This window comes from Staphylococcus epidermidis (assembly GCF_006742205.1).
Taxonomy (GTDB): domain Bacteria; phylum Bacillota; class Bacilli; order Staphylococcales; family Staphylococcaceae; genus Staphylococcus; species Staphylococcus epidermidis.
Map to the genome: position 1 here is coordinate 1947683 of NZ_AP019721.1, position 12480 is coordinate 1960162.

Annotated in this window: 13 protein-coding genes and 1 pseudogene; 9 read left to right on the forward strand and 5 right to left on the reverse strand. The window is 26.8% G+C overall.

Translation table 11 applies throughout. The annotated features are described in order from the left end of the window. Window positions 1-62: 62 nt before the first annotated feature. Window positions 63-616: pseudogene (gene lnsA / locus FNL83_RS09520) on the forward strand (lipoprotein N-acylation protein LnsA). A 59-nt stretch (window positions 617-675) separates the two neighbouring features. On the opposite strand, the gene FNL83_RS09525 reads toward lnsA, so the two are convergent. Further along, complete coding sequence (locus FNL83_RS09525) at window positions 676-909, reverse strand: hypothetical protein (protein ID WP_001829664.1); 234 nt, start codon at window positions 907-909, stop codon at window positions 676-678. Window positions 910-1192: 283 nt separating this feature from the next. Here FNL83_RS09525 and FNL83_RS09530 point away from each other — a divergent pair, with 283 nt between their 5' ends. From FNL83_RS09530 to FNL83_RS09540, 3 genes are all read left to right on the forward strand, one after another. Next, the gene (locus FNL83_RS09530; RefSeq protein WP_002438959.1) at window positions 1193-1939 is read left to right on the forward strand and encodes a poly-gamma-glutamate hydrolase family protein; all 747 of its coding nucleotides are present in this window, start codon (window positions 1193-1195) and stop codon (window positions 1937-1939) included. A 98-nt stretch (window positions 1940-2037) separates the two neighbouring features. Next, on the forward strand, window positions 2038-2322 hold the full coding sequence (locus FNL83_RS09535; RefSeq protein ID WP_001829635.1) for a hypothetical protein: 285 nt from the start codon (window positions 2038-2040) through the stop codon (window positions 2320-2322). Window positions 2323-2345: 23 nt separating this feature from the next. Then, a complete protein-coding gene (locus FNL83_RS09540; protein WP_001829613.1) occupies window positions 2346-2570 on the forward strand; it encodes a hypothetical protein in 225 nt (74 codons plus the stop codon). Between the two features lie 620 nt (window positions 2571-3190). Here the strand turns inward: FNL83_RS09540 and FNL83_RS09545 are convergent. Beyond that, window positions 3191-3391 carry a cold-shock protein gene (locus FNL83_RS09545; RefSeq protein ID WP_001829681.1) on the reverse strand — a complete coding sequence of 67 codons (201 nt, stop codon included), beginning with the start codon at window positions 3389-3391 and terminating at the stop codon, window positions 3191-3193. 893 nt (window positions 3392-4284) lie between these two features. Here FNL83_RS09545 and FNL83_RS12420 point away from each other — a divergent pair. Continuing rightward, window positions 4285-4359: an epsilon family phenol-soluble modulin gene (locus tag FNL83_RS12420; RefSeq protein ID WP_095658922.1), complete on the forward strand. Its 75-nt coding sequence runs from the start codon at window positions 4285-4287 to the stop codon at window positions 4357-4359. 397 nt (window positions 4360-4756) lie between these two features. On the opposite strand, the gene FNL83_RS09555 is transcribed toward FNL83_RS12420, so the two are convergent. Further along, window positions 4757-5698, reverse strand: a complete 942-nt coding sequence (locus FNL83_RS09555; RefSeq protein WP_049387501.1) for a cation diffusion facilitator family transporter — start codon at window positions 5696-5698, stop codon at window positions 4757-4759. Between the two features lie 286 nt (window positions 5699-5984). On the opposite strand from FNL83_RS09555, the gene FNL83_RS09560 reads away from it, so the two are divergent. Continuing rightward, window positions 5985-6488 carry a YagU family protein gene (locus tag FNL83_RS09560; protein WP_002438954.1) on the forward strand — a complete coding sequence of 168 codons (504 nt, stop codon included), beginning with the start codon at window positions 5985-5987 and terminating at the stop codon, window positions 6486-6488. A 1492-nt stretch (window positions 6489-7980) separates the two neighbouring features. Beyond that, window positions 7981-8397, forward strand: coding sequence for a VOC family protein (locus FNL83_RS09570; protein WP_002468671.1), 417 nt, complete (start codon window positions 7981-7983; stop codon window positions 8395-8397). Between the two features lie 219 nt (window positions 8398-8616). Here the strand turns inward: FNL83_RS09570 and FNL83_RS09575 are convergent, their stop codons facing one another. Further along, on the reverse strand, window positions 8617-8961 hold the full coding sequence (locus FNL83_RS09575; RefSeq protein WP_001832602.1) for a DUF4260 domain-containing protein: 345 nt from the start codon (window positions 8959-8961) through the stop codon (window positions 8617-8619). A gap of 226 nt (window positions 8962-9187) precedes the next feature. Here FNL83_RS09575 and FNL83_RS09585 point away from each other — a divergent pair, with 226 nt between their 5' ends. Together FNL83_RS09585 and FNL83_RS09590 are read left to right on the forward strand one after the other, a co-directional pair. Continuing rightward, the gene (locus tag FNL83_RS09585) at window positions 9188-10495 is read left to right on the forward strand and encodes a TrkH family potassium uptake protein (protein WP_001832616.1); all 1308 of its coding nucleotides are present in this window, start codon (window positions 9188-9190) and stop codon (window positions 10493-10495) included. Window positions 10496-11107: 612 nt separating this feature from the next. Then, window positions 11108-11341, forward strand: coding sequence for a hypothetical protein (locus tag FNL83_RS09590; protein WP_001829658.1), 234 nt, complete (start codon window positions 11108-11110; stop codon window positions 11339-11341). A 257-nt stretch (window positions 11342-11598) separates the two neighbouring features. On the opposite strand, the gene FNL83_RS09595 is transcribed toward FNL83_RS09590, so the two are convergent. Further along, the gene (locus tag FNL83_RS09595) at window positions 11599-11769 is read right to left on the reverse strand and encodes a VraH family peptide resistance protein (RefSeq protein ID WP_001829642.1); all 171 of its coding nucleotides are present in this window, start codon (window positions 11767-11769) and stop codon (window positions 11599-11601) included. Window positions 11770-12480 lie beyond the last annotated feature (711 nt).

A 12480-nucleotide genomic window follows, 5' to 3' on the forward strand; every position in this document is an offset into this window, starting at 1 on the left:
GAAGTAAATCAATTATTTTTGCAACTAGCTTTATGAATTATTCAAGGAGCTTCTTTAAATATATGAAATTAATATCTAAAAGCATATACTTATCATTTATATTTTTTATTTTTAGTCTCATGTTATTTACCAATCAAAGTTTCGCTAATGATAATAAACGTTTTCAGCTAAAACCAGGTGACATTATTGTTACAAAAGGTCCTGTTTTAAATGGTTTTTTGGTCACTGTAGTTTGGCAATTGATCATGACACTGTACTTCAAATTGAAGGTCCAGGGGATAAACCAATGACGGAAGATTTTGAATCTTATCGTGACAGATATGGAAAAGGTAAAAATGAATGGATAAAAGTCTATCGATGTTCACACCCTAACGCTGGAACAAAAGCAGCTCAATGGGCAAAGAAACATTATGAGAATAGCGATAGCGAATATCTTGTTACATTCAACTTAAAAAGTGAAACATTTACATATTGCACTAAAATTATATATCAAGCATATAAATACGGCGTAGATAAAAATTCCGTAAGTGATCACGGTTTATATATTATTTCACCCTATGCGCTAACAGATAATTTTACAGATGAATATAAATTAAAATTAGTAAAAACATATTAAAAATCCCGATGGTAATGTGAACTTATGCTCGTATTTCACACCACCATTGGGATTTATAGTCATCCTTCTTTAAAATAGTTAATAAATTGGTCTTGCTTATCAATAAGTTCTAAATAGGAAATTGAACTAAACGGTATAATACGTGTACAATTTTTACATGGATAAATAATAACTTCGTTTTCATAATCAACATGAATATCATTCTCTAATACGATTCTCTTATTCCCTATAACAACGACAACTGATTTGAAACTATCATCATTCAAGTATTTTTTTAATAGATTTTTATTCATCACAACATCACATCCCTTTACTATAAATTACCACATTATTGTTAAAACAATGTGAAGATTTTGAATTCTTTTAATTCCTTTTGATTATAATCTTTCTTTTTGATGATTCATAAATTTTTTACTTTTATTATAAGAATTCTTTTCATTTATTAAATAGTATCTATTAAAATGGGTATAGAAAATATATAGTAAAAAGTTAGTATATAATAATTAAATGGAATTAAATTTATCACCTTATTAAATATTTAAGAACATTTATTGTTTATATAAAAAAGGAGTTACTATGAGAGACAAAGACAATCAACATTCGAGATTATATTATATTATTTTGACAATCGTTATTATCGCAATTTGCGTTGTTGTTGTAATACTTTTTAATACTTTAAAGACAAACCGTTCTCATTCTACCGATAGATACGCAGATTTTACTGAATTAAAAAAAGATACGATAAAAAATAAAGATTGGCGTATTAAAACAAAACACCGTAAAAATAAGGATATTTTAGTCACTGCAATTCACGGTGGAGGTATCGAACCAGGTACGACTGAAATTGCACGACGTATTTCCAATGTTGGAAAATATAATTTTTATACCTTTGAAGGTCTTCGAAAGTCTAATAACGATCAACTACATGTAACATCCACTCATTTTAACGAACCTATATTAGATAAGTTACTTAAAAACACTAAAGAAACATTATCTATACATGGATTCTCTGGAGATGACCCTATTGTTTATATCGGAGGTAAAGATAAAGAGATGTCTCACTCTATCACGAAAGAATTACGTAAAAAAGACTTTACTGTAAAAGAAAGTCCTAACAAAATCGATGCAAAGTCATCAGATAACATAGCTAATAAAAATGAATCTAACTCAGGTGTCCAATTAGAACTCACGACTGCATTGCGAAAACAGTTTTTCAAACATTATAAATTAGATCGACATACACGTAGTGATTCAGATAAATATACTAAAGATTTTTACAAATTTGCGAACGCAGTGCAAAAAGGTATCGAAAAGGTAAATTAAATTTTAAAATAAATATTGTAATACTTAAAAAAATCGCACTTACTTAAAATCTAATAAGTGGAATAATATTTATTTAACATAGTCGGAGGCAGATTTTGATGGAAAACCTTACAAAAGAACAAAAATATACAATAGCTAAATTTTATAAATTATATATGGAAAGATCTAATGCGGGGCAACCAGAAGAAGAAGCTAATCATTTTAAAGATTCTGTAACGGCACAAGATGATTATTTTTGTGATAGAAAATATGAAGATTTCATTCATAACTGTAAAGTCTTAATAAATGAAGGTTACTTAGATGGCGAGGTTGAAGATAACAAAATATATAATATTCAGGTTACAACAAAAGCTTTTACAGAAATTGAGCGTAGCTTTGGTTAAAAAGTACAAGTAAGGTGATGAATATGAAAGACTGGACAATTAACAATCATTCCAAACGACAATTGATTATTCAAAGTAATCATGATGATATTTCGATTATAGAACCATTGCGAAATGGTTCTTTTAAAATACTTGCTGAATTTAATGCGTTAAATACAGATTACATTCAAGTTTATGACCACACACTTGTTGTTTCTATACATGAGAAAGAGATTAGTGTGTTTGATCGATCTTCACAGTCAATTTAAAGTAAGTAACTATTTAATTTATAATTGTTTCAATTATTATTTAGAAGATTTTAAAAAAACACATCACTATAAAGCAATTTAGTTAGATATAAATATATTTTTGTGATAACCTATACATGTTACACTCTGTGAGTGTTTAACATTACTTCTTGTTATCGCCGTGCAGACTTTAATTTTCGTCATTATTAAAGTAACTGCATTGGCGTTTTTTTATTTCAAAAAGATTTTTTACTACAAATATAATAGAATTAACATTTGAAATATAGTAATCGTTATAAAACAAATACACTTTTTATTGTTATCTTTTATTTAATTTTATGAACTTATGGTATACATCAATAATCATCATAGATAAAATTGCTCTAAAACTAAACCAAAATAAAAGTATATTAATAAGTATACATCAACAATAAAAAAATAATTACACACAAGAAATTCTATAAAGTGCAACGTAGAAAGCTAAATTGAGAATTTTAATAGAGATGTTTTATAGAGATAATAAATTGGTATTCGAACTACCAGTTGAAAATCTGACTAAAGGGCTTAATATTAATTTAGTTATCAACAAAAAAGCCTAAGACAGTTATTTCTGTCCTAGACTTAATAAAGATATATAATTATTACATCTTAACAACGTTTGCAGCTTGCTCACCACGTTCACCTTCGACGATATCGAATTCAACGCTTTGGCCTTCTTCTAAAGATTTATATCCATCTTCAACGATTGCTGAGAAATGCACGAATACATCTCCGCCATTTTCTCTTTCGATGAAACCAAAACCTTTTTCTGCATTAAACCATTTAACTGTACCGTTATTCATATAGAATACCTCCACGTGCTTTTGCACTAAATATTTGTAACAAATCCATTAATTAAAAGAGAATATTCTATAAAAATAATTCCACAATCAACTTCACGTACTTTATTACTTAACCACTACTATACGCTTATTTTTGGAAAAGTAAAGGATTTTCTATATTTTATAAATTGTAGAGCTCTTAATAATGTCAAAAGCTATTTAAATAAGGCATTGTATAGATTAATAGTTTATTAAAACTAATAATCAAAATGAACTTTTCATAAAATCATAAATACATTTAACGATTAGGAACTATATTTTTTCTTACATTTATTTTTTTAACAGCGTGGCAATTAATATTTCTATCTACGCAAACTTAAACTTTTAACCAAATAAATCAAATACAATGTAACTGTAATCAATTGAATTGGAGGTGTATTTCATGTTTATTTTTGATTTATTAAATAAAGGTGTTCAATTTTTTAAAGATGTTTTTAAAACTGATGAAAAATAATCAAAACATTTAAGAGAACAATTAATACTTAAACCTTAAGCATTTTGTCGCACACGACTACATTACAAACACATTTATATCAATCTTTTTCAACTGTTAGACATAACGTATAGAATTTCACTTGAATATTCTACATGTTAAAAAGTTAGGGAAAGAAATAAAATTCTTCAAGAATTTTTTCTTTCCCTACTTTTAAAATATTAATCCTTACTAAACATATAATAATTATAAAATACATAAATTATATCATATTTTCTGCAACAGAAATGAATTCAAAGTTATTTTGTTTTCGAAATCATTTTACACTTAAGAATATTTTTTGATTACTTTAGAACTAGAAACCCAATTACTTTAGTTCAATACTATAATTTAGTTAACAAATACATAGGAGGTGAGTCACATGTTCATCATTAACTTAGTTAAAAAAGTTATCTCTTTTATCAAAGGTTTATTCGGTAATAACGAAAACGAATAATAATTAAACTATTCTCTACTCCGCCCCTCCTGTTAGAGGGGTTTTTTACGTCATTGATTGTACGACGTTGAACATAGCTCAATCAATACTATTCAAAATTCAACTGTGTAAAATGCACTCTTAAAAATGAAGTAGAACTATAGTCATAACGGCAGAATTATAAATAGTATTAGTGAAAGTATTTCTACAACGTTATCAACTTTCATCACAAAAAGACATAAAGATAAAACTGGGATAATAAAATTTAGTATCCATTAGCTATAACATAAACCTCATCAAACTTTATTTGGGAGTCCTTTTAATTCATTAAGATAAAGTTATATAATTAGAGTGTAAGTAACTTTTTCATATACATTATTTATGCAAAACAACTCATAATAAGTTAAATACTATTCCCCTATTCTTGAAGTTGTTTGAAATACTCCTCATCTAAATGATTGTGGTTTATATTTTCAATTTGAAGTGTTACATGTTCTAAACCGTATTGTGTTTTTAACAAATCCGAAACTTTATTTATTGTAGCATAAGGCGATTTAATGTAGTCATCACTTAGTACAACATGTGCACTTAAAGAACTTTGATTAGTTGTAACACTCCATAAATGGAATTCATGAATATCTATCACGCCTTCAACATCTTTCATTGCTCCCATAATTTCATCTGTATCATATCGATCCGGCACACGCTCCATCAGAACTTTTGAAGCATTTTTAATAATTTTGTATCCTCCTCTTAAAATAATCAATGAAATGAGAATACTAATAATTGGGTCAACAATGTTCCATCCAGTAAAATGAATCAACACAAACGCCACAATAATACCTAAAGAATTTAATAAATCACCAATAAAATGCCATAATGCACTTTGAATATTAATATTATTCTCTTTTTTTAGAGAAATCATTAAAATGATGGTCAATACGATATTGGCAATTAAACCAATAAACGCAATTAGAATCATAATGCCACTTTCAACAGGTCTAGGGTGTATAATTCTCATGATACCCTCATACATAATTCCTAGTGAAATAACAATAAGTGCTAAGCCATTGAGAAAAGCTACGATAATTTCCAAGCGTAAAAAACCATATGTATAGTTCTTTGTAGGTGGCTTGCTCGAGAAATAAATCGCTACCATTGATAAACCTAATGCTAGAACATCACTTAGCATGTGAAATGAGTCAGAGAGTAACGCGAGTGAATTCGACACAATACCTCCTACGAACTCAACTACAGTGAATATCATAGTAATAACTAAAGATAACCATAATGTAATTTTTGAGCTACTTTGAAACTTTCTATGTTCAATGTGGTGAAAATAATCAGGTTTATTTTCCATGTCTTTCCTCCATCTTTTTACGTCTGTTTAATTTTAAAGTTATTATACCCTTAATCCCATTTAAATAACTTAAATGAGTATTCGTTTGTAACTTCTCTAACTTTTTATAACTCAATTTTTTTAATATGTCATAAAACTAACATATCCTGTAAATTAAAGCTCATATTATTTAAACATTTAAAGAACATAAAAGTAATATAATTAGGTTGAATTATATTAAAGTTTCTCTTTTTAACAACGCTAATGGTGTTTAAATATATAGGAGGAACATAAGGAGACATACAGAATGAAGCATCAAAAAAATCAGAGCAGGTTTAAACTACTAATAGCTGGCATAATAGCAGGACTTTTATCTGGTGTAGTCAAACTAGGTTGGGAGGTAATGTTCCCACCCCGAACACCTAGTAGAGATGCCACTAACCCACCTCAACAACTCTTACAATTACTAGGAATACCGTCAAATATTACCCATCTCACATACAATTTTTCTGAGCATGCATTACCTTGGATAAGTTTTATCGTACACTATAGTTTTTCTATCGCTATTGCAATAATCTATATTTATATCGCAAAGAAATATACAAAAATCACACTAGGTTATGGTGCTTTATTTGGTATAGTTATTTGGATTGTTTTTCATTTAATCTTAATGCCAATTATGCATGTCGTACCGAATGCTTTTGATCAACCATTTTCAGAACACCTATCAGAATTTTTTGGACACATTGTTTGGATGATGGTTATAGAAATGGTCAGAAGGTATTTCTATAATATTCAATTAAATAAATAATCAATGAGAAACAAAGTTCCAAAAGAATTGCATTTTTGCATTCATTTGGAACTATTTTATTTCCTAACGTTATAAACAATATAGTATAGATACTTTTATGATTTTAAATTTCCCTTATTACATACACCAATAAACAATCAAACTATTTTTTAAATTACTTTGATAAATCATATGTTAATGACAACATTTTATATTCTCTATAATATAGTAGCAATTAGTACTAATATTGTCGGTTATAAATTTAAATTGTATACTGTATTTATATAAGAATTAATAAATGGAATACGTTTGCTATTGTCGGTTCGATGTTCAAATTAATAGTTATATAAATTTAATATTGGGAAAAATTACTAATGAAAGTTAAAGCATTAGTTGTTTTTCTTATCAATATCACTATTCTTAACGGCATGTGGTCTAAACTCTAAATAAAACACAAAAAATATTGAAAAGAGGAGTCAAATTAAAAACAAGGCATCTCAACTAGAAGAATTGCAATGAATAAGTTCATTGAACATTAATATAGTGACTTATGATTCTGAAAACTCTCAAAATACAATTCAAACTCAAGAATAAGCTATTGATGAAAGTAATAATTCTAAAGATACTCAATATAATCAAAATTCAAATACAACTTCAACAATTCGCAATAACAACCTAACTACAATCCAAATAACAAATATTTGAACATGTCAAATCAAGAATGGAGAAATAAAACAAGGAATAGACTATCATCTAGTGAGATGCAAATTCGTGACGAAATTCTCAATGATAATTATGAAGAGATAACGCACAGAAAGTTCTAGATGCAAATAATTATTCTAAAAATCAGTATAAAAATTGAAAATTTACAATTTAGTTCAACTAAATAGAAAGAGGTTTATATGTTATACGTAATTATAGGCTTTTTTATAATAGGAATCGGACTATATATTTTTAGTTTCTTTTTAGCACAAAATCAAGGATTATCTTATAAAAGTCATTGCAGAAATTTTTCTGCAGTTTTTATATCACTCGGTGTATTATGCTTAATGGGATATCTCGTTCATTATGTATCTAAACACTATTTAGGCATATAGTTATCTCTAGCAATTACACTTATCAACAATCGTAAATTTTTTAATTGAGCGAAAAAATAAGGGCTAACGTTTTATGTATAGACGGATAAAATACATCATTTAATTTATAGCTCTTTTTCATTTAGTCATCTTAACATACACGTTATTATTTATTACTAATGTAGTCACGTCACTATATATGCCTTACCTTTAATACCAACTTTAAGGATTAAAGATATAACCATCATGAATCACTCATAACTACATTTATTAGAATAATCGTATTGAAAATATCACTAAAGATACTTCAACAGTACCTCCTAGAAATAGACTAAAATTAGCCGTTAATACTATCCGACTTCATTTGTTTTATAGTCCTTGACATTAACGTTACGTAATAGATTAAAGTTAATCTTACCAATAAAGGAGGATTAACTATGGAATTATATAGTATGCCTATGTTTAATAAATTTTTAGTTAACGACATAGAGAAATCATCGGAATGGTATCAAGAGAATTTAGGTTTTAAAAGTATTTTTAAATTTAAAAATGAACAAAATCAAATTTTAATGGAGCATTTACGATTAGCAAAATATCAAGATTTGATGTTAATTTCTGGCAAACAGTTTGAAGTCGGTAATGCAGTTTATACAAATATACTTGTACCAAATATTCGAATTTTAAAACAACGAATATCTTCTCAATATATCGTGGAAGATCTTGAAGGAAAACCATGGAATTCTATTGAAATGACAATTAAAGATTTAGATAATCATTTAATTACGCTTACACAAAGTAACATAAAAAATGAAGAATTTAATGCTTTGATGCAACATACTTCAAAAACTTTTTAAACTATTAAGATAAATCCCCTAGACAATAATTATTATTTAGGGGATTTTATTTATTAACAGTCCTTAATTAAATTAAAAGTATAATAATATCACACTCTTTATTTCTAATTTAATGAAGTAATTCAACAAATTTAATGATCACTATCCATTACTGGATTATATTAGATTTGTTAATACCATTGATTTGTATAACTTGAAATATCTATTCAGAAACTACGATTACATCTTTTGTATTATCGTTTTATCAGTATCTGATGAATATTTGAGTCCGAAACCTAAAGTTCTATCTATACTAATATGAGCTAACCATATTAAAGAAATCTGTAATAGTAACCTTTCATCAATGTATAAATATAATAGCGCGATAATTATAGGTGTGATATACGTGTGTCCAATATTGTAGACATAACTCCCTGTTTTTCTATTAATCACATATCCTAACATAAATATATCTGGAACTAATAGTAAAAGTAAAAACAGCCATATAGAAAATTCTAATTTAACATAAACGGCGATTGTGATTATGAATATAAATGTATTTTCCAACTTAATTACACTACGCATATTAACCCCCCTACTTTACTTTGAAGTATTTTAATTTAATAGTTACTACTACAATTTTAATAATTATCTCTTATTAAGGCTAAGCATCTTTTTAAAGCTGATATAGTGGTTATACTCATTGTGAATAGTAAATATTTAAAAAGTTTAACAAGTTATTACACTTTAAAATTCACTTATGATATTATCATCTTTGTTATATAACTCATATAAAGAATGGTGGAAATTTATGAGCAAAGTAAATAAACCTTTATATTTCTATCTTATGTTATTTCTGTTGACAACTTTAATTGGTGCTTTTCTACTCTATTTGCCCTATACAGGGAAGAAACCCATTAACTTTATTGACGCATTGTTTGTAGCTTCTAGCGCATTCACAGTAACAGGTCTATCACCAGTTGATGTTGGAACACAATTTAATATTTTTGGAGAAATCATTATCTTATTACTTATACAAATTGGTGGATTAGGTATTGTCACTGTAGCAATGCTAACTCTCATCTTTTTAAATAAGAAAATATCAATTAACAATAGAATTTTATTTATGATTACTTGGAATATTGACGAACCCGGTGGTGTAATTAAACTTATTAAACATCTAGCCATATACAGCATCGCCACTGAATTATTTGGTACACTTTGTCTATGTTTATCGTTTATTCCAAAATTTGGCATAGGTAAAGGTCTATTTTTAAGTTTATTCACTTCAGTTTCCGCATTTAACAACGCAGGATTCGCCCTTTTTAAAAACAACTTAATCGATTTTTCAAATGATCCGGTAATCATTATCACTATTCCAATACTTATCATTTTGGGAGGTTTGGGACATTTAGTCGTGGTTGATTTGTGGAACGCCAAAAGTTTTAGAAAATTATCCTTACACTCTAAACTCGTGTTAACTACCACTGGATTATTAATTTTGATAGGCACGGTTTTCTTCTTTTTACTAGAAAATCAAAACTCTATGTTACACATGGGATTAATTGAAAAAATAGGAAATGCATTTTTCCAATCAGTGACAACAAGGACTGCAGGATTTAACACAATTGACGTTGGAAACATTAAAACACCGACAGCTTTATTACTTATGGCTCTCATGTTTATTGGAGGTGCACCATTGAGTGCTGCAGGTGGTATAAAGGTTACAACTTTTGTTATTGCAACAATCGCTATTTTTAATACGATACGCAAAGAAAAAAACAACTCTATATTTAATAGAGAAATATCAGAAAGATACATACAGTTGTCTTTCGTAACTATTCTCATTTCTATTGCATTTATCGGTATGGTTACGTTTATACTTACCATAATCAATTCCAATATACCTTTAATCAAAATACTCTTCGAAGTCGTATCAGCATTCGGTACAGTCGGTCTCACTATGGATTTAACTTCCGAATACTATAATTGGACTGAGTTTATTATTATCATCGTAATGTTATGTGGTAAAATTGGATTACTGAATATTAGTAGAGCGCTTGTTCCACCTAAAGACCCTAAAAATTATAGATATACCAAAGGACACATTCACTTATAATGAGTTCCAATTATTGTAGAGTTAATATTCAAGGGTTAAAAAATATGAGGATAATTTCTAAGTTATTTAAAGCGTAATTGAAATGATTTTAAGTTCTAAAATTTTAACTATAAAAGGATATAGAAGCGCATTTGTTAAGTATAAACCTACAAATGCGCTTCTTTTTTATTGTATTTAGATTGTTCATTACTGTTTCAAAATATCTTTCTTTAAATCATTTGTTAAATGTCAGTATTTTAATTTTATACTATAACACCTATGAATTGAAATGAGTCACTTAAGATATATAGACAAATTATCATATATGAATGATAAGATAACAAGTACAAAGGTAATGTTAAAGTAATTATATAAAATAACTAAATAATCAAAAGTTTCCAATCATATTTTATAATGATAAATATTAAAAAGTAGTTGATATATATTTTTCAAATAAAATTAAATATGACAGTTCTAGAAATCTGTTGAAACTTTTATTTCTCAATTTAAAAAAGAGCAAGATGTGCTATGTCTTTTTACTTATTCAATCATAATAATTTTAATCTAGTTTTCAATGATCGAAAATCATTAAGAATAATCAATCATATCTATAATGTAAAAGGAGAAATGTAAATGAAATTTAGAGAATGGACAATAACGATTAACGGAAAAGGGCCTATAAATGTTGTAGCCAATGAAGATACTTTACTCATATTACAGAAATATCAACATGTCGAAGTAGCATTAAAAATAGATAATGAGACGGTTCAAGTTAAATCTCTCGGTTATAACGAAGATATAATTATTAACCATAATACTAAAGAAATTACGATTAATGTAACCAACTTTTTAGAAGATGATGAATAATTTGGAAATGAATGCAACTAACAAGCAGTAGAGTATTATTTAATTGATATCTTTAATTTTAGTAAAAAAATTATATTTGAAGTAGCAATTATCGTAAAAACGGCATTATTTCTAATAAACAGTTTTAGTAGTTTAGTATTAATCATTTATATTTTTAAGATATATTATATGTAAAAGTCTTTAATATAACATCTAAAATGATTATTCCAACTTTCAATAAAAAATCGATTTGAAGTTTAATGAGAAATATATGCTAACTACTTCAATATTTCTTCATTAAGATATAAGTATGCTAAAACTCCCAAAGGAATACCAAACAATGGCGTGGTAAAAATACTCGCTAAAAATATATACAATATTAAATAACATATTTCTTCAGTTTGCCATTTTTTATTTATGAGAACTTTCCATATTTCCTTTAAACTCAAATAAATTCTCCTTCTTAAAAATTTTAATTAGTAAAATATATGGTTGAGAATGTTTTAATAAAATAATAATTATTGTTATTTTATTAAAACATTTCTTCAAAACCTTTAACTATTTTAGGACATTAGTTTAGATTCGTATTAAACAACTTAATAAAGATACCATATACCTCTAATACACTAATTAATCTCATTATAGTTTAACACTGCAGTATATCAACACATTATATCGCAAAAGTTCATTGACAATAAATTGTGAAAAAATAATATCTGATTATGACACATCTCTTTTTACATTATCTTAGATTATCTACTTCTAAGGGTATTTTTACCTTTTTCTATATTTTCTTCGTATGATTATTTAAAATAAGATAAATATATAGCTAAACTAACCATAATTAAAGTAATTACACTATGTAAAAAAGCTAATCTTTATCATTTTCTTATCCATATTTGTACTATTGTTTCTCCTTCTATAATCCATATCAGATAAGAATACAAAAATTAATCCTAATACGATGGCAATGTAAATATTCAATATGTCTCCCCTCGTTTAATATATATACAATTAGCAATTTTATATTTAAAACTACCTCTTTCAACATAATAGAATATTTCTCTAAGCTCTTAAACACAAAAAACTTTAACGTATTTATGAATATTGTATATTCATAAATATTGTAATGTTATTATAATTTAGGTGAACTTTAACAA